14 protein-coding genes are annotated in these 17,864 nt (G+C 64.2%); 5 read left to right on the top strand and 9 right to left on the bottom strand.

What is annotated here, in order from left to right:
- Nucleotides 1-2: 2 nt before the first annotated feature.
- The 4 genes from PVE73_RS15200 to PVE73_RS15215 all read right to left on the bottom strand — a co-directional run bounded on the left by PVE73_RS15200 (nt 3) and on the right by PVE73_RS15215 (nt 3,715).
- Nucleotides 3-1,262, bottom strand: coding sequence for a L,D-transpeptidase family protein (locus PVE73_RS15200; protein ID WP_277363057.1), 1,260 nt, complete (start codon nt 1,260-1,262; stop codon nt 3-5).
- Nucleotides 1,263-1,573: 311 nt separating this feature from the next.
- On the bottom strand, nt 1,574-2,089 hold the full coding sequence (locus PVE73_RS15205; protein WP_277363058.1) for a MarR family winged helix-turn-helix transcriptional regulator: 516 nt from the start codon (nt 2,087-2,089) through the stop codon (nt 1,574-1,576).
- Nucleotides 2,090-2,243: 154 nt separating this feature from the next.
- Nucleotides 2,244-2,666: a DUF6163 family protein gene (locus PVE73_RS15210; RefSeq protein ID WP_277363059.1), complete on the bottom strand. Its 423-nt coding sequence runs from the start codon at nt 2,664-2,666 to the stop codon at nt 2,244-2,246.
- Complete coding sequence (locus PVE73_RS15215; protein WP_277363060.1) at nt 2,663-3,715, bottom strand: enoyl-CoA hydratase/isomerase family protein; 1,053 nt, start codon at nt 3,713-3,715, stop codon at nt 2,663-2,665. Before PVE73_RS15215 ends, PVE73_RS15210 begins: the two co-directional genes overlap by 4 nt.
- Nucleotides 3,716-3,881: 166 nt before the next feature.
- On the opposite strand from PVE73_RS15215, the gene hemB reads away from it, so the two are divergent.
- The 3 genes from hemB to PVE73_RS15230 all read left to right on the top strand — a co-directional run bounded on the left by hemB (nt 3,882) and on the right by PVE73_RS15230 (nt 6,369).
- On the top strand, nt 3,882-4,913 hold the full coding sequence (gene hemB / locus PVE73_RS15220) for a porphobilinogen synthase (RefSeq protein ID WP_277363061.1): 1,032 nt from the start codon (nt 3,882-3,884) through the stop codon (nt 4,911-4,913).
- Between the two features lie 74 nt (nt 4,914-4,987).
- Nucleotides 4,988-5,452: an RDD family protein gene (locus tag PVE73_RS15225; protein WP_277363062.1), complete on the top strand. Its 465-nt coding sequence runs from the start codon at nt 4,988-4,990 to the stop codon at nt 5,450-5,452.
- A 167-nt stretch (nt 5,453-5,619) separates the two neighbouring features.
- Nucleotides 5,620-6,369, top strand: a complete 750-nt coding sequence (locus PVE73_RS15230) for an arginyltransferase (protein WP_277363063.1) — start codon at nt 5,620-5,622, stop codon at nt 6,367-6,369.
- Between the two features lie 82 nt (nt 6,370-6,451).
- On the opposite strand, the gene PVE73_RS15235 is transcribed toward PVE73_RS15230, so the two are convergent.
- Both PVE73_RS15235 and parC read right to left on the bottom strand, forming a co-directional pair.
- Nucleotides 6,452-6,922 (bottom strand): SRPBCC family protein, encoded by a 471-nt coding sequence (locus PVE73_RS15235; protein ID WP_277363064.1) that lies wholly within the window; start codon nt 6,920-6,922, stop codon nt 6,452-6,454.
- A 141-nt stretch (nt 6,923-7,063) separates the two neighbouring features.
- On the bottom strand, nt 7,064-9,319 hold the full coding sequence (gene parC / locus PVE73_RS15240; RefSeq protein ID WP_277363065.1) for a DNA topoisomerase IV subunit A: 2,256 nt from the start codon (nt 9,317-9,319) through the stop codon (nt 7,064-7,066).
- A 235-nt stretch (nt 9,320-9,554) separates the two neighbouring features.
- Here parC and PVE73_RS15245 point away from each other — a divergent pair, with 235 nt between their 5' ends.
- Nucleotides 9,555-10,745: a hypothetical protein gene (locus PVE73_RS15245; RefSeq protein ID WP_277363066.1), complete on the top strand. Its 1,191-nt coding sequence runs from the start codon at nt 9,555-9,557 to the stop codon at nt 10,743-10,745.
- 174 nt (nt 10,746-10,919) lie between these two features.
- Here PVE73_RS15245 and aspS read toward each other — a convergent pair whose 3' ends face one another.
- Nucleotides 10,920-12,704 carry an aspartate--tRNA ligase gene (gene aspS, locus PVE73_RS15250; protein WP_277363067.1) on the bottom strand — a complete coding sequence of 595 codons (1,785 nt, stop codon included), beginning with the start codon at nt 12,702-12,704 and terminating at the stop codon, nt 10,920-10,922.
- Nucleotides 12,705-12,895: 191 nt separating this feature from the next.
- Here aspS and rnd point away from each other — a divergent pair, with 191 nt between their 5' ends.
- Complete coding sequence (rnd, locus tag PVE73_RS15255) at nt 12,896-14,074, top strand: ribonuclease D (protein ID WP_277363068.1); 1,179 nt, start codon at nt 12,896-12,898, stop codon at nt 14,072-14,074.
- Nucleotides 14,075-14,095: 21 nt separating this feature from the next.
- Here rnd and ppx read toward each other — a convergent pair whose 3' ends face one another.
- Nucleotides 14,096-15,616: an exopolyphosphatase gene (gene ppx, locus PVE73_RS15260; protein WP_277363069.1), complete on the bottom strand. Its 1,521-nt coding sequence runs from the start codon at nt 15,614-15,616 to the stop codon at nt 14,096-14,098.
- Nucleotides 15,617-15,621: 5 nt separating this feature from the next.
- Nucleotides 15,622-17,826 carry an RNA degradosome polyphosphate kinase gene (locus PVE73_RS15265; RefSeq protein WP_277363070.1) on the bottom strand — a complete coding sequence of 735 codons (2,205 nt, stop codon included), beginning with the start codon at nt 17,824-17,826 and terminating at the stop codon, nt 15,622-15,624.
- Nucleotides 17,827-17,864: the final 38 nt, after the last annotated feature.

A 17,864-nucleotide genomic window follows, 5' to 3' on the forward strand; every position in this document is an offset into this window, starting at 1 on the left:
GGTCAGATCGCCGTGGAGATCTGCAGTTCCGCAGCCCCGTCGAAGCCATAGATGTCGTCGCGGAAGTGGACCACGCCGTCGCCCGTCGACCAGGCGGAGACGTAGACGAAGTGCACCGGCACCGGTTCGGACAGGTTGACGTGCACGTCCTCGTCGGTCTGGATCGTGGTCTCGATCTGGCGGCGGTCCCAGCCGGGCGTGTCGCGCAGGAGCCAGGCGACCAGATCGCGCACGTTCTGCACGCGCACGCAACCCGAAGAGTGGAAGCGCTCCTCGTCGCGGAAGAGATTCTGCTGCGGCGTGTCGTGCATATAGACGGCGTGGGAGTTCGGAAAATTGATCTTTACCGAGGCCATCGCGTTGATCTTTCCCGGATCCTGGCGGAAGCGGTACTTCGCCGCCTCCTCCGTCGACCAGTCGACCGTCAGCGGGTCCACTTCGCTTCCGTCAGGCGCGATCATGCGGATATTGTTGTTGGCGAGGTAGTCGGGGTCCTTGCGCATCAACGGAATGATGTCCTTGCGAACGATCGAGACCGGCGCGTTCCAGTACGGATTGAGGATGATCTCGTTGATCCTGGAGGTCAGGACCGGCGTCTGGCGGTCGATCTTGCCGACCACCGCCGTATGCCGCAGGACAACACGGCCGTTCTCGACGGCTTCGATCTGCGCCGCCGGGATGTTGACCATGACGAAGCGGCGGCCGAGATCCTTGGATGTCAGATCCCGCAAGCGCCCGAGATTGGTCTGAAGCTGTCCAAGCCGGATCGGAGCGGAGACGTTGAGCGCGCTGTAAGTATAGCGCCCCGTCATGCCGTCGGCGGGAAGGCCGTGACGGGCCTGGAAGCGCTTGAGTGCCGCGTCGACATAGGAATCGAAGGCCGGGGACATGCCTGCCCGCGGCGAGAGGTCGCCCGAGACCATCAGGCGGCGGCGAAGCGCTTCCACATCGGGATCGATGACGCCGAGCTGCAGCTTCTTCGTCGCCGGCACGGTCGGCCAACCGCCGCTCGCAACGATGTTCGAGTAGCTTGCAATCGCGCTCTCGACATAACCTGCCGTTTCAGGGCTCAGGACCGGAAGGTTGGAGGCGACCGGCCCTCCACCGCTGCCAACTTCCGCGTCGAACTGGTCCTCCCATGCCCCTCTGCGCGGGGCATTGATGATCGCGTCGAACGCGGTCTGCGCCTTGGCGGACCCCGCCAGCGCGGCGGCGGCCGCGGCTCCGGCTCCACCCAGGAAAACACGGCGACTGGTCTTCATCTCCGATCCTCTATGATCAAGGCAACCACTGGCTTGCGGCTGAAACTCGCCGAAACAGCGTTAATTTTTCGCCAACAGGCTTGCACTTGCGCGCCCCCTCGCAGGACTGGGAGCCGCAGCATACCCCTCGGCAACGGCATCTGTCCTCCATTTGGCGCAAATTATGGTATTAGCATGACGCACCGGAACGGAGCGTCGGGTACAAACTCTCCTCCAAAAACAAAAGAGGCCGGCGTCCGATCGGATCGCCGGCCTTTCGCGGTCGCGGTTTCGCAGTGACCGGTCGCCCCCGGCCGTCAAACAGGCACCGGTTACATGCGATATGCGATCGTGTCGTTCCAGAAGCGGTCGAGCCGCTGCAGCGCCCGGTTCATCTGTTGGAACTCGTCCGCCTTGATGCCGCCGACCTGCTCGATCGAGCCGATGTGACGGTCGTAGAGCTTGGAGACGACGTCGGCGATCTCCTGCCCCTTGGGCGTCAGGCTGATGCGCACCGACCGGCGGTCGACGCGTGAGCGCTGGTGGTGGATGAAGCCCATGTCGACGAGCTTCTTCAAGTTATAGGAAACGTTCGAGCCGAGGTAGTAGCCGCGCGAGCGCAGCTCCCCGGCCGTCAGTTCCGCATCGCCGATGTTGAAGAGCAGCAATGCCTGGATGGCATTGATGTCGCTGCGGCCTTGCCGCTCGAACTCGTCCTTGATCACGTCGAGCAGGCGGCGATGCAGCTTCTCGACGAGTTGCAGGGCTTCGAGGTAGAGCGAGCGCAGACCGCTTTCGCGCTCTTCGTGGATAGACCTATCGTGTGTCGCGGATCGCGAATTGATCATGACTGGTGCCTTTCGTTTTGACGCCGGTGAGTTTTTGTCTTTCACCTTGGGCCACACGCTACCGAAAGCACCTAAAATTCGACTTAAACGCCAAGCTTAACAACGCATTACGACCAAGAGCCTGCACATAGGGCTAAAAAGGCGTTAACTTCGGTTAATCGGCCGCCCGCCGGCGCTCGATATAAAGGAGGAGACGCAGCACGGCATAGCAAAGCGCGACGACCGCGTGAAAGGCAATGATCAGGTGGTGGCGCCCATAGAGCTCGGGGAAGAAGCCGTACATGCCGATTTCCGCCGCCGCGCAGAGGAACCAGACCACCGGTCCCCAGGACGCGAGCATCCACAGACCCACCGCCGCGAAGGGAAAGAGAACGGCAAGCGGTACGGCGGCCGCCTGCCAGTAGAACGGCATCAGGTCGAAGCGCCAGGCCGCCCCTTCGAAGAAGCCGAGGAGCCGCACCCAGTAGGCGATACCCTCGACCAAGCAGACGAGCGCCACGCCGCGCTGCAGGAGTTCGAGCGCATATTCGTAAGGCGACGGCCTGATGGGCAGCCGCGTAGCCACCTCGTCGCTCACAGTTCGAGTTCCCCCTCGGCCAGGGGCGCAAAGAAGGCGTCGATGGCGGCCGGGTCGACCGCCTCGATTGATGCGGGCTTCCAGGACGGATCCCTCGTCTTGTCGACGAGTGCCGCACGGATGCCTTCGTAGAAATCGTGGTTCTTCAGCATGCGGACGAGGATCCTGAACTCCATACGCATGCATTCATCCATGGAGAACATAGCGCCATGGCAAAGCTCGCGAAAGGCGACATGGAGGCTGGTGGGCGAGCGCGTCCTGATCGTTGACAGCATCTCGCGCGCGAACTCGTCCTCCTCGTGCTCCGCCGCCCTTTGCAGGCTCACCAGGCAGTCATCGAGCGTGCCTAGGGTGAAATGCCGGTCGATCGCATGGAAACGCGCTTCGTCCCCCTCGGCCGGCACATCCGCGGCAAGGGATAGAAGGACATCGTCGGGATGGTCGGCACCGGCGAGCCGCTCGAGCAGATCGGGCAGATCCGATGACTTCAGCGCATGAGTGGCGAGGCCGACGCGCAGCGCATCGCCCCAACCGATGCGGTTCCCGGTCAGGGCCAGGTACATCCCGTAACCGCCCAATCGCGAAAGAAGATGGCTGCCGCCGACATCGGGAAAGAAGCCTATGCCCACCTCCGGCATGGCAAAGACGGCATTTTCCGTCATCACGCGATGGGAGCCGTGGAAGGAGACCCCCACGCCGCCGCCCATGGCGATGCCGTCGATCAGGGCCACATAGGGCTTGCCGTAACGGGCGATATGGGCGTTCAGCCGGTACTCGTCGGCAAAAAAATCAGGCGAAGCCTTGCCGGCACGGCCGGCCTTGTAGACATCGACGATATCGCCGCCGGCCGAAAACGCCCTGCCCTCGCCCTTGATGACGACGAAGCGCACCGCCTCGTCCTCCTCCCAGGCCGAAAGCGCCCGGCTCAAGGCCTGGATCATGCGGTGATTGAGCGCGTTGAGCGCTGCCGGCCGGTTGAGCGTGATCACGCCCGCGCCGCCGCGTCGCTCGAAAAGCACCTCTCCGCCATTGGTGGGTTCTTGGTCCAAGCCGAACTCCTCCCGCATCACCGGGTTTCCGGGTGACCTATATGCGGCACCGGGTTGCGTCAATCGCTCCCTTTCTTTCCGCTGCTGCGAGGAAAGGTTTTGTCCCGGACTTGTTGTTCGCCGGCGCGGCGGCGTGATAGAAATCCGCCGAACCGGAGCAAACGCCTTGAACAAGTTCAGCCGCCTCAAATCGGAACCGATCCGCACCGTGGACGAGATCACGGGCGGGCGCCGCCTGCGCCGGATGCGCAAGGCCGGATGGTCGCGCCGGCTGGTGCAGGAGAACCACCTGCGGGTGGACGACCTCATCTGGCCGATCTTCCTCGTCGAGGGCCAGGGCCGGCGGGAGCCGGTGGAGGCCATGCCCGGCGTGTTCCGTTATTCGGTCGACCTCGCCGTGCGCGAGGCGGAGCGGGCGGCGAAGCTCGGCATTCCGGCGATCGCCACCTTCCCGAACATCGACATGGCCAAGCGGGATGCCGCCGGTTCGGCGATTCTCGATCCGGACAACCTGATCAATCGGGCAAGCCGCGCCGTCAAGGCCGCCGTGCCCGAAATCGGCATCATCACCGACGTGGCGCTGGACCCCTTCACGAGCCACGGGCATGACGGGATCCTGCGCGACGGAATCATCGTCAATGACGAGACGGTGGCGCAGGTGGCTCGGGCTGCCGTGCTGCAGGCGGCGGCCGGCGCCGACATCATCGCCCCGTCGGAGATGATGGACGGGCGCATCGGCGCCATCCGCGACGCGCTCGATGCGGACGGCTTCCAGGACGTGGCGATCATGTCCTACGCGACCAAGTTCGCCTCGGTCTTCTATGGTCCCTATCGGGAGGCGATCGGCACCGGCGGCCTGCTCAAGGGCGACAAGAAGACCTATTATATCGACCCGGCCAATTCCGACGAGGCGGTGCGGGAAGCCGAGCAGGACCTGGCCGAAGGCGCCGACATGCTGATGGTGAAGCCGGGACTGCCCTATCTCGACATCATCCAACGGCTCAAGGACGAGTTCGGCGTGCCCACCTTCGCCTATCAGGTGTCGGGCGAATATTCGATGATCAAGGCAGCGGCTGCCAATGGCTGGCTCGACGGGGAAGAGGCGATGCTCGAGAGCCTGCTCGCCTTCAAGCGGGCCGGCTGCGACGGCATCCTCACCTATTTCGCGCCGGAAGTGGCGGAGATCCTGACCGCGTAGCGCATCGTCATGCTTGAAAAGACGCGCATCGTTCCCATCTTCAGTGCGCCCGACCCTGTCATGAGGATCTTGCGATGGTTGCAAAGACAATCGATGTGCCGACCGGAGAAGAACGCTTCGATGCGCGCAGCTTCGACGGCGTGCTGACGCGACGCGTCATCGCGTTCTGCGTCGACTACCTCCTGATCGGCTTGCTTCTCATCCCCGTCGGGCTTCTCGTGTTCATCCTCGGCGTCGTCACGATCGGCCTCGGCTGGCTGCTTTTCGGCATCCTGGGCCCCATCACCGCGTTAAGCTATATAGCGCTGACGCTCGGCGGGCGCCACCAGTCGACGATCGGCATGCGGATGATGGGCATCCGGCTCGAACGGCTCGACGGACGACGCGTCGACTGGACGCTGGCGGTGGTCCACACCATTCTCTTCTGGCTCGGCAACGCGATCTTCACGCCGCTCATCCTGCTCGCTACGTGGTTCCTGAGCTACAAGCGCACGCTGCACGACCTCTTGCTTGGAACGGTCGTCGTCCGTGCGGATTAAGCATATCGGGCGGCGGCGATACGCCGCCGCAAGAACCCCATTGACCTTTTTCAGCTTCGGTTCATGGTAGTAGCGGCATAGCAGAGAATTGCCGCAGATCCGCGGTCTGGCAGGCCTCGCGACGGATCGAAATTCCAAAAAGGGCATAGGAGCATCGCCCGCCGACCATGACGCAGCACCCGACGCAATCGCCGCAATTCTTCCTCACCGCGCCTTCGCCCTGCCCCTATCTGGAAGGGCAGTTCGAGCGAAAGGTGTTCACGCATCTCGTCGGCGCGAAGGCTCCCGAACTGAACGATCTCCTGACGCAGGGCGGCTTCCGCCGGTCGCAGAACATCGCCTACCGGCCGGCCTGCGAGACGTGCCGCGCCTGTGTTTCCGTGCGCATCCTCGCGCAGGAATTCAAGCCGTCGAAGAATATGGAGCGGGTGCTGAAACGCAATGCCGACCTGATCGGCACGGCGCACCAGGCAGAGCCCTCGACCGAGCAGTATTCCCTCTTCCGGACCTATCTCGACGCGCGCCATCGGCGCGGCGGCATGTCGGACATGACGGTGCTCGACTATGCGATGATGGTCGAGGACACGCATGTGGACACGAGGATGATCGAGTATCGCCGCCGCGGCGCGGACTCCTTCATCACGGGACGCGGCGAAGGCGAACTCATCGCCGTGGCGCTGACGGACCAGATGGCCGACGGCCTGTCGATGGTCTACTCCTTCTACAATCCCGAGATGGAGGAGCGCTCGCTCGGCACCTTCATGATTCTCGACCACATCCGCCGCGCAAATGCGGCGGGCTTGCCGCATGTCTATCTCGGCTACTGGGTGAACGGCTCACGCAAGATGGCCTACAAGGTCCGATTCACGCCGCAGGAGCATCTGGGGCCCAACGGGTGGGAACGGATCGAGGGGTGAAAAGCGAACGGAAGTAGCGCGTCGCAAACAGGGGAGCGCGTCCGCACGGTTTTCCCCCATCCGCCAGCCACCATCCGCTTTCTCACATCGTCTTCAGCAGCTCCGCAAGCTGGTCGGCGCACTGGCCCCAGCCCTCATGAAAGCCCATCTCCTCGTGGGCCTTCTTGTCTTCCATGGTCCAGTGCCGGGCGCGGGCCGTGTAGCGCGTCTTGCCGCCCTCGTCCTCGAAGGTGATGATGCCGGTGAAGAACGGCTTGCCGGAAGGCTGCCAGCCTGCCGTGTAGGCGTCCGTGAAGACGAGCCTCTCGTTCTCCACCACCTCCAGATAGACGCCTTCGTTGGGGTAGTCCTTCCCCTCCGGGTCGCGCATGACGATGCGGGTTCCGCCGCCCACCCGCACGTCGAGCTCGGCTGCCGCAAGGGTCCACGGCTTCGGCACGAACCACTGTTTCATGAGTTCCGGCTCGGTCCAGGCGCGATAGACCTTCTCGCGCGGCGCATCGAAAATCCGGGTGAGCACGAGTTCGCGGTCGTCGGCAGGCTGGGTGGTCATTGTTCTCTCCTTGGATGGGTTCGCGCCTAGGACGATGGAGGAAAGTGATATCCGACAGGACACCACTAGATTTTGCACCCGCGATCACCTTTGCGGCTCTTCGGGAGACGACGCGCCCTCACCGGCGCGTCTATCCGCTGTTCACCCGAACTTGCCCGTCCGCGGGAAGCCCTTTGGCGCCATGCGTCCGGCGGCGGCGCGGTCGCCCATCCATTCGGTCAGCTCGTCCTTGCTGCGCGTGAAGGTTCGGTCGGCGGAGTCCTGCCAGGTCAGGCCGTCGGCCATCGCGAAGGTCTTCAGATCGCCGACGCCGCCGTCCTTGTAGCGTTGCAGGCGCACGCCCTTGCCGCGCGCCATCTCCGGCACCTGCGCCAGCGGGAAGACGAGCAGCTTGCGATTCTCGCCGACGATGGCGACGTGATCGCCCGAGACGGGCATGCACAGCCGCGCCTCGTCCGGCGCCCTGACATTCATGACCTGCTTGCCCTTGCGGGTGTTGGCCACGACCTCCTTCTCCGGCACGACGAAGCCGTTGCCGGCGTGAGAAACGAGCAGCAGACGGCGCTCGGGATCATGCGCGAAGGCCGTGACGACGGCCTGGTCGTTCTCCATATCGACCATGATGCGCACGGGCTCGCCGTGACCACGTCCACCCGGCAGGCGGTCGGCACCGATCGTGTAGAATTTGCCACCGGTGGTGAAGAGCAGGATCTTGTCCGTCGTCTGGGCATGAAAGGAGAGCTTGAGGCCGTCTCCCTCCTTGAAGGCGACCGTGGACAGATCGCTCAGATGCCCCTTCATGGCGCGCAGCCAGCCCTTCTCCGACAGGATCACGGTAATCGGCTCGCGCTCGATCATCGCCTGCTGCACGTCTTCCAGATCGTGCGAAGGGGCGTCGGCGAAGGTGCTGCGGCGCCGGCCGAGGCCCGGATTCTTCTCCGGATCGAAGGTCTGGCGGACCTTCGCCACTTCCCAGCGCACGGTCTTCCACTGCCGGGCTTCGGAGGCCAGCAGTCCCTCGATCTGCGTCTTTTCCTCCGAGAGCTTGTCGAACTCGGTGCGGATCTCGAATTCCTCCAGCTTCCGCAGGGCACGCAGGCGCATATTGAGGATGGCTTCCACCTGATTGTCCGTCAGGTTGAAGCGCTCCATCATGATGGGCTTGGGCTCGTCTTCCTCGCGGATGATGCGGATCACCTCGTCGATGTTGAGATAGGCGACGAGATAGCCGGCGAGGATTTCGAGTCGCCTCTCGATTTCGGCGAGCCGGTGGCGGGAGCGGCGGACGAGCACCTCACGGCGATGGTCGAGCCACTCGCGCAATACGTCCTTGAGCGACAAAACGGCCGGCACCCTGCCGCGCGACAAGACGTTCATGTTGAGAGGAAAGCGCGTCTCCAGATCCGTCAGTCGGAAGAGCGATTCCATCAGGAGTTCGGGCTCGACCGTGCGGCTTTTCGGCACCAGCACGATGCGGATGTCCTCCGCGCTCTCGTCCCGGACATCCTCCAGCAGCGGCAGCTTCCTGGCGATGATCAACTCCGCGGTCTTTTCGATCAGCCGCGACTTCTGCACGCCGTAGGGGATTTCCGTGACGACCGCGTTCCACGTCCCGCGGCCCTGGTCCTCCTTGAACCAGCGGGCGCGCAACCGGAAACCGCCGCGGCCGGTCTCGTAGGCCTCGCGGATCGAGGCGCGCCCCTCCACGATGATGCCGCCAGTCGGAAAATCGGGCCCCTGAACGAAATCGAGCAGCCGCGAGACGGGAACATCGGGATCGTCGATCAGGGCGAGCGCGGCGTCGCACACCTCGGCCGCGTTGTGCGGCGGCACGGAGGTCGCCATGCCGACGGCGATGCCCGAGGAGCCGTTGCAAAGCAGGTTCGGGAAGGCGCCGGGGAGCACGACCGGCTCGTCGTCCTCCTCGTTGTAGGTGGGGCGGAAATCGACCGCATCCTCGGTGATGCCGGAGAGGAGCTCGACCGCCACCTCGGTCATGCGCGCTTCCGTGTAGCGCATGGCGGCGGCGTTATCGCCATCGATATTGCCGAAATTGCCCTGCCCGTCGACCAGCGGATAGCGCATGGCGAAGGGCTGCGCGAGGCGCACCAAGGCATCATAGATCGACTGATCGCCATGCGGATGGAACTTGCCCATCACGTCGCCCACGATGCGGGCGCACTTGGCGAAGCCCTGATCCGGATTGAGGCGCAGGAGGCGCATCGTGTGCATGATGCGCCGGTGCACGGGTTTCAGCCCGTCACGCACGTCGGGCAGCGCCCGGTGCATGATGGTCGAGAGCGCATAGGCGAGATAGCGCTCCTCCAGCGCCTTTTTCAGGTCGACCGGGGATGCCTTGTCGTCGTCATTGCCGGGCGGGGCGAGCTCTTTTCCCATGCGGCCGGGTTAAAGGACATCGCGAGTCGGGACAAGTGGGCGTCGTGGCGCAGAACCCTCTGTCCACGGCGAAGTGGCCCCCTCCTCGGGGCAGCGTCAGCCGCTTTGCAGGGAATTCATCATAACGAAGCCGCCAAATTGACAGGGACTGGGTCCACCGTCATCTTCTGGCGCGGATCTTTCGCAACAACTGGTCCGTTTCGTCCAAAACGAGGTCACCAACGTGGGAAACACCATGCAACGCTACAGCCCCCGGACTGTCTTCCTTGCCGGCCTTCTCGTAACGGCAGGCACTTCCCACGTCTTCGCGCTGGAAGCCGGCGCGGTCGCGGAACGCCTGAAGACGCTGCTTGCCGAGCAGCAGATCGACTTCACCTATGAAAACGCCCGTCTCGACGGGGACGACGTGACGCTCACCGGTGCGAGGGTGAACAGTCCCGCCGGCGGCGACGGTTTCGAGCTCGGTGTGCTGACGCTCCAGGACGTCACCGAGGAGCCGGACGGAAGCTATCGCGTCGGCACCCTCGAGCTTGATGCCTTCCAGCACCAGGAAGGCGACCTGAACATTTCGATGGTGGACTCCAGGATCGAGGGCCTTGTCCTGCCGGAAGGCGCCGATTCGGATCCGTTCGGCGGCGTGATGCGCTACGACCACGCCGAGGTGGCGCGGGTCGACCTGGAAAACAAGGACGGGCCGCTCGCATCCATCAGCAATGTCTACGCCACGATCACGATTCCCGAAGACAACAGCTCGATGGACATCGACAGCGGGGCGGAATCCTTCTCCCTCAATCTCCAGTCGCTCGTCGAGAGCGGCAACGGGGCGAGCGCGCTCGAGGACCTCGGCTATGAGCAGATCAGCGGCAGCGCGGTAATGTTGGGGCGCTGGCAGCCTTCCGACGGTCGGCTGACACTTTCACGTTACGAAGTGGTGATCGACGATGCGGGAACGCTGAGCTTCCTGTTCGATATCGGTGGCTACACGCCGCAATTCGTGCAGACGATAAGCCAGATCGCCAGGCAGATGGAAGAGAGCAAGGACGAGCAGAACCAGGCCGCGCAGGGCATGGCCATGCTGGGCCTTCTGCAGCAGCTGACGTTGCACGGGGCGACGATCCGTTTCGTGGACGACTCGCTCACCGGCAAGCTGCTCGACTATCAGGCGGACCGCATGGGCACCACGCCCGATGCCCTGATCGCGCAGGCAAAGGCCATCATCCCGGCACAGCTCGGCCCCTATCTCGGCGCCGAAACCGCCGCGTCGGTCGCCGACGCGGTCGCGACCTTCCTCCAGAATCCGGCCAATATCGAGCTGAGCGCCAATCCGGAGAACCCGCAGCCCTTCGCCATGCTGGCGGCCGCCGCGATGGCCTCGCCCGAAATGCTGGTGAAGCAAATCGGGCTTTCGGTGAAGGCGAACCAATAGGTTCGACGAAACGGCGGATCAGACGAAACCTGACCCGCCGCTGCTTCCCTTTCCTTGGACCGACGACCCATTGTTTTGCTGCCGCTGGATCGTTCAGGCTTGGATCCTCGGGCTAGACCCGAGGATCCAAGCCTGAACTCACCAACAGTCAGACGTTAACCTCGCTGGCAATCACTATTCCTTGACCGGCGCCAGACGCAGGTGGAGTTCGCGGAGCTGCTGCGGCGTTGCCTCCGATGGTGCGCCCATGAGCAGGTCCACCGCCTGCTGGTTCATGGGGAACATGGTGATCTCGCGCAGGTTCTTCGCGCCGCAGAGAAGCATGACGATGCGGTCGATGCCCGCCGCCATGCCGCCATGCGGCGGCGCACCGTACTGGAACGCACGATAGAGGCCGCCGAAGCGCTCCTCCACCGCGTTCCGATCGAAGCCGACGATTTCGAAGGCCTTCACCATCACTTCCGGCAGGTGGTTGCGGATGCCCCCGGAAGCGATCTCGAAGCCGTTGCAGACCATGTCGTACTGGAACGCCTTGATCGACAGCGGCTCCTGATTCTCCAGCGCCTCCAGCCCGCCCTGCGGCATGGTGAAGGGGTTGTGGCCGAAATCGATCTTCTTCTCGTCCTCGTTCCATTCGTAGAACGGAAAATCAACGATCCAGGCAAGCTCGAAGCGGTCGCGGTCGATGAGGTTCAATTCCTCGCCGGCCCGCGTGCGAGCAGCGCCCGCGAAGGTCGCAAACTTCTTCGGATCGCCCGCCACGAAGAAGCAGGCATCGCCGTCATCGAGTCCAAGCTGGGTGCGGACGGCCTCGGTGCGCTCCGGCCCGATATTCTTGGCGATGGGGCCGGCGCCTTCCAGCGCTTCGCCTTCGCGGCGCCAGAAGATATAGCCGAGGCCCGGCTGCCCCTCCCCTTGCGCCCAGGAGTTCATGCGGTCGCAGAAGGCGCGGGAGCCGCCGGTCCTGGCGGGAATTGCCCAGACCTGCGCCTTCGGATCGCCCGCCAGGATATTGGCGAAGACCTTGAAGCCGGAGCCGCGGAAGTGTTCGGAAACATCCTCCATGACGATCGGGTTGCGCAGGTCCGGCTTGTCTGAGCCGTATTTCCGCATGGCCTCGTCATAGGGAATGCGCGGGAAACTCCGCGTCACCGGCTTGCCCTCCGCGAACGCCTCGAAGACGCTGCGCATGACGGGCTCCATGGTGGAGAACACGTCCTCCTGCGTGACGAAGCTCATCTCCAGGTCGAGCTGGTAGAACTCGCCCGGCAGGCGGTCGGCGCGCGGGTCCTCGTCGCGGAAGCAGGGCGCGATCTGGAAATAGCGGTCGAAGCCCGACACCATGATGAGCTGCTTGTAGATCTGCGGCGCCTGCGGCAGCGCGTAGAACTTGCCCTCATGCAGCCTCGACGGCACAAGGAAATCGCGCGCGCCCTCGGGCGAGGAAGCCGTCAGGATCGGCGTCGAATATTCCGTGAACCCCGATTCGGCCATGCGCCTGCGCATCTCTGCGATAATCTTCGTCCGCGCCACGATGTTCCTGTGCAGCGTCTCGCGGCGCAGATCCAGGAAGCGGTATTTGAGGCGGATATCCTCCGGATAGTCGGGCTCGCCGAAGACGGGCAACGGCAGTTCCTTCGCCTGGCTCAAAACCTCGATCTCATGCGCGAAGATCTCGACGCCGCCGGTCGGCAAATTCGGGTTGACGGTCTCGGGCGTGCGCGCCTTGACCTCGCCATCGACGCGGATCACCCATTCACCGCGCACCGTTTCGGCGGTGCTGAAGGAAGGGGAATCGGGGTCGGCGACGATCTGCGTGATCCCGTAGTGGTCGCGCAGGTCGATGAAGAGCAGGCCTCCATGGTCACGCACGCGATGGACCCAGCCGGAGAGCCGGACGGTCTGGCCCACATCGGATGGCCTCAACTCTGCGCAGGTGTGGCTGCGATAGCGGTGCATTATCTTGTTCCGTGTCCTGAAGGGTGACGGGGAGCGGGCCCGAATGCCCGTCCAAAAACCGGCGCGAAAAGCGCATGTGCGCCCGCTTTTGTCAAGGCGCGGTGGCGCGTCGGCGGCCCGCTTTGCGCGAGAAAGGGACAGCCCGCACATGATATTCTTCACATTTGCTCCGCCAGCGCCTAAGAAAGGGCATGGACCTGATCAAATCGCGCCAAGAGCTGGAAAAGGCGGTCGCCGCGCTCGAAAAATCCGAATTCGTCACGATCGACACCGAGTTCATCCGGGAAACCACCTTCTGGCCGGAGCTCTGCCTGATCCAGATGGCCTCGCCCGACGTCACGGCGCTGGTGGACCCCCTGGCGGAAGGGATGGACCTCGCTCCCTTCTTCCGCCTGATGGCGGACGAGAATGTGGTGAAGGTGTTCCACGCGGCACGGCAGGACATCGAGATCATCTACAACCGCGGCGGGCTCATCCCGCACCCGATCTTCGACACCCAGGTCGCGGCCATGGTCTGCGGGTTCGGCGACAGCATCTCCTATGATCAGCTCGTGCTGAAGATCACCGGAGAGCATATCGACAAGAGCTCGCGCTTCACCGACTGGCGCCATCGCCCCCTTTCGGAAAAGCAGTTGCGCTATGCGCTGGCCGACGTCACGCATCTCATACCGGTTTACGAGCATCTGAAGGAAGAGCTCGTGCGCGAGGGGCGTGAGGGATGGCTGAAGGAAGAAATGGATGTGCTGACGGCGTGCGAAACCTACGATCCGCACCCGGACGACGCCTGGAAGCGACTCAAGATGCGCGCGCGCAAGCCGATCGAGCTTGCCGTGCTGCAGCACATCGCCGCCTGGCGCGAGCGCGAGGCGCGGGAGCGCAACGTACCGCGCGGGCGCGTCATGAAGGACGATGCGCTCTACGAGGTCGCCCAGCAGCAGCCGAGGGACGTCTCTGCGCTCGGCCGCCTCAGGACCGTTCCCAAGGGCTGGGAGCGTTCTGCCCCGGCCGCCGGCCTTCTCAAGGCCGTAAACGATGCGCTCGCGCTGCCGAAGGAAGAGCTGCCGAAACTGCCCAGGCACCAGCAGGCCCCCGAGGGAGCGGCCGCCGCCGCCGAACTCATCAAGGTCCTCCTCAAGCTGGTGGCGGAGAAGGAGGGCGTGGCGCCCAAGATGCTCGCCTCGACCGACGATATCGAACGAATCGCGGCCGACGGAGAGAAGGCGGACGTTCCCGCCCTCCACGGTTGGCGGCGCGAGGTGTTCGGCGACCAGGCGCTGAGACTCCTGCGCGGAGAGATCGCGCTTCGCTTTGCCAGTCGCCGGATCGAAACATTCACGCCGGACAGCGCGCTGCAAAACGCGGCGGAGTGAGGCCGGCCCTTCGCCGGCAATTCAGTCCCTTGCGATGTCCAGCATGAGGTTCATGCCGGTGAGTTTGGCAAGCTGCGCCATGCGGCCCTGTGGCCGCTCCCCCATCAGTGCGGCGCGATCGGCGGGGATGAGGAGCGCCAGCGCGCCGTCGTCCCGCTTTTGCCACTTGAGCCGTGGGATGACTCCCGGCATGGATGCGGAAAGCAGATAGATCACCCGCATCAGCCCGCCAAGGAGCCGTGCCCGCTCCGCATAGACCGGGGTTGCCAGCTCGCGCATCTCGGGCGAGAGAGCGTCATCGAAAAGCCCTTCGTGGCGGAACAGGCTCGTCAGCGCGATGAAGGCGCGGCCGGGATGATCTATGCCGATGAAGGAGCCATGCGCGATGATGTTGAGCGACTGCGTGCCGCGATATTCGGGATGGGCGCGCCAGCCGATGTCGGCAAGCAGGCAGGCCGCGCGACGGTAGCGCGCCTCGTTCTCCGTTTCGTTCACGCCGAGGGCGGCGAAGGCTTCCCCGGTCCATTCGGCAAGCTCATGCGCATGGGTGACCGAGCGGGACCGCAGGAGCGCCAGCTCCTCGGCCGCGGAGATCAGCGGGTCGGCGGCACGCTCCCCCTCCGAGAGGAGCGCATAGAGATATCCCTCCCGCACGCCATTGGCCGAGAAGACGATCCTGGACGGCTTTGCCGCGCCGATGATCTCCAGGAGCACGGTCGCGCCGTAGGGCAGAAGCGCCCGGCGGCTCTTCGAAACGCCCTGGATCCCACGCATCTTGTCGATATCGCCTCGGGCCACGCGCTTCAGGAACGAGGTCGCCGACACAGGATCCATCTCGTAATGATGCATCACCTCGAGCGGATAATGTGTGGCGCACATATGCAGGCGGGCAAGGTTGCGCCAGGTGCCGCCGACGCAGTAGAAGGCCCGGCCCTCTCCATGGCCGAGCCAGGGGGCCCGGGCGATCTCCCGGCGCGCAATCTTGGCCGCCTCCCCGAGGGAGCCGCCCGCCATCTCGCGCAGGCGCAGGCCGCCGAGCGGCAGGGTGATGCCGTCGCCGATCGCTTCCCCCTTGACGTCGACCAGCTCCAGACTGCCGCCGCCGAGATCGCCCACCATCCCGTCGGCCTTATAGAAGCCGGAGATCACGCCAAGCGCCGAATAGTGGGCCTCCTCGCGGCCGGAGAGCACCTGGATATCCGTGCCCAGGATCTCCTCGGCACGGCGGATGAAATCAGGCCCGTTCTTCGCCTCGCGGGCGGCCGCCGTTGCCACCACATGCAGGGATCGCGCACCGGCCTGCTCGCAAATGGCCCGGAAGCGGCGGAATTCCTGCACGGCGCGTGTCACGCCGTCGGGGTCGAGTTCGCCGGTGGTGACGATGCCGCGGCCGAGACCGGCCAGCATCTTCTCGTTGAAGAGGACCGTCGGGGAGCGCGCGACCCCCTCGTAGATCACCATGCGGATGGAGTTGGAGCCGATGTCGATGACGGCGACCGGCCGCCGATCCTGCAACCGGCCCTGTGACGTCTCTATGCCCACGCGGATCAGCCGGCCGCAACCGCTTTCTTGCGCCGCTTGAAGGCAGCGATACGCCTCGGCGCATGGGATTTCAAAGCTTCGCCTCGGCCCGACAGGCTGGGATTGGTCATGAAATATTCCTGGGCGTTGAACGTTTCCTCGCCTTCCTCCGGCACGATGCGCCGGGAGGTGCCGTCAGGCAATACTTCGAAACTCTGCTGGTTGTCCATGATGTTTCCGAGCATGATCTGGCCAAGCACCTGTTCATGCACAGTCGCATTGGTGATGGGCACCATGCACTCCACGCGGCGATCGAGATTGCGCGGCATTATGTCGGCGGACGAGATATAGACGATCGCCTCGTCAGAGGGCAGGCCATGACCATTGCCGAAGCAATAGATGCGGCTGTGCTCCAGGAAGCGACCGACGATGGACTTCACGCGGATGTTCTCCGACAGCCCGGGAACCTGGGGCCGCAGGCAGCAGATGCCGCGCACGACAAGATCGATCTCCACGCCCGCGCGGCCGGCTTCATAGAGCGCGTCGATCACCTGAGGGTCGACCAGCGAGTTCATTTTCATCCAGATCCGTGCCGGGCGGCCCGCTTTCGCGTGCTCGATCTCGGCTCCGATGTGCTCGAGAATGCGGTTTCTGAGCGTAAAGGGAGAAACCGCGAGCTTCATGTTTACATCCGGCTCGGCATAGCCCGTGATGAAATTGAAGACCTTCGCCACGTCCTGGGCGATCGCGGGATTGACCGTGAAATAGGAAAGGTCGGTATAGATGCGCGCGGTGATCGGGTGGTAGTTGCCCGTGCCCAGATGCACATAGGTTCTGAGCCGCCCGTCCTCGCGGCGAACCACCAGCGAAATCTTGGCGTGGGTCTTGAGCTCCAGGAATCCGAAGACGACCTGCACGCCGGCGCGTTCCAGGTCGCGCGCCCATCGGATGTTCGCCTCCTCGTCGAAGCGGGCCTTGAGCTCCACCAGCGCCGTCACCGATTTCCCCGCTTCGGAGGCGTCGACCAGCGCCCGCACGATCGGGCTGTCGTTGGAGGTGCGGTAGAGCGTCTGCTTGATCGCCACCACCTCCGGATCCTGGGCAGCTTGCCGCAGGAACTGCACGACCACGTCGAAGGATTCGTAGGGATGATGGACGATGATGTCCTTCTCCCGGATCGCGGCGAAGCAGTCGCCCCCATGATCGCGGATGCGTTCGGGAAAGCGCGGATTGTAAGGCGGGAATTTCAGGTCGTCCCGCGGCAGCTTCACGATCTCGGAGATCTGGTTGATGGCGAGCGGCCGCTCCAGGACACTGATGCGCGAACCCGGGACGCCGAGCTGCGAGGCCACGAAACCGCGCAGGTCCTCCGGCATGGAACTCTCGAATTCGATACGGATGACGGAGCCGCGCCGCCGGCGCTTCAGCGCGGTCTCGAAGAGGCGCACGAGGTCCTCCGCCTCCTCCTCCACCTCGATGTCGCTGTCGCGGATAATGCGGAAGGTGCCCGAGCCGTTCACCTTGTAGCCGGGGAACAGCTTGACGATGAACATCTCCACGACATCCTCGAGCGCGATGAACCGCACGAGCTTGGGGCGCTCGGGGAGCGCGATGAAGCGTTGCAAGGTGACCGGCAGGCGCAGGAGCGCCGTCATGGTCTCCTTGTTCGTCAGGTGCTCCAGGTCAAGTGCGATGGAGAAACCGAGATTGGGGATGAACGGGAACGGGTGCGCCGGATCGATGGAGAGCGGCGTCAGCACCGGATAGATCTCCTCCAGGAAATGCCGCTCCACCCAGGCGCGGTCGTCGCGCGAGAGCGCGTCGGGCCGCACGATGGCGACCCCTTCCTTCTTCATGAGCTCGAGCAGATAGGCGAAACTCTGCTGCTGCTCGACCTGCAGGCGGCTCACCTCGCGCAGGACGTGCTCGAGCTGCTCTTCGGGCGTGCGGCCGTCGGCACTCTTCGTGACGATGCCCTCGCGCACCTGGCCTGCCAGACCCGCCACCCGCACCATGAAGAATTCGTCCAGATTGTCCGCCGAGATGGAAAGGAAGCGAACGCGCTCCAGCAGCGGATGGGAGGGGTTCTGCGATTCCTCGAGCACCCGGCGATTGAACTGAAGCCAGGAGAACTCGCGGTTGACGAAGCGATCCGGGCTTGTCAGGGCGATCTCCGCCGCAGGCCCCGGCTCCTGGGGAAACTCATTCTTGACCGGCTTGAGTTCGTTCATGGCCTCGCTTGCTCCCGCTCGGACGGCTCTCCGCGTCC

It is taken from the genome of Chelativorans sp. AA-79 (assembly GCF_029457495.1).
Taxonomy (GTDB): domain Bacteria; phylum Pseudomonadota; class Alphaproteobacteria; order Rhizobiales; family Rhizobiaceae; genus Chelativorans.

Coding starts and splice junctions, on each gene's coding strand:
- PVE73_RS15245 (WP_277363066.1), top strand. CDS start 9,555: ATGCAACGCTACAGCCCCCGGACTGTCTTCCTTGCCGGCCTTCTCGTA.
- PVE73_RS15265 (WP_277363070.1), bottom strand. CDS start 17,826: ATGAACGAACTCAAGCCGGTCAAGAATGAGTTTCCCCAGGAGCCGGGG.
- PVE73_RS15200 (WP_277363057.1), bottom strand. CDS start 1,262: ATGAAGACCAGTCGCCGTGTTTTCCTGGGTGGAGCCGGAGCCGCGGCC.
- rnd (WP_277363068.1), top strand. CDS start 12,896: ATGGACCTGATCAAATCGCGCCAAGAGCTGGAAAAGGCGGTCGCCGCG.
- PVE73_RS15230 (WP_277363063.1), top strand. CDS start 5,620: ATGACGCAGCACCCGACGCAATCGCCGCAATTCTTCCTCACCGCGCCT.
- parC (WP_277363065.1), bottom strand. CDS start 9,319: ATGGGAAAAGAGCTCGCCCCGCCCGGCAATGACGACGACAAGGCATCC.
- PVE73_RS15225 (WP_277363062.1), top strand. CDS start 4,988: ATGGTTGCAAAGACAATCGATGTGCCGACCGGAGAAGAACGCTTCGAT.
- PVE73_RS15205 (WP_277363058.1), bottom strand. CDS start 2,089: ATGATCAATTCGCGATCCGCGACACACGATAGGTCTATCCACGAAGAG.
- aspS (WP_277363067.1), bottom strand. CDS start 12,704: ATGCACCGCTATCGCAGCCACACCTGCGCAGAGTTGAGGCCATCCGAT.
- PVE73_RS15235 (WP_277363064.1), bottom strand. CDS start 6,922: ATGACCACCCAGCCTGCCGACGACCGCGAACTCGTGCTCACCCGGATT.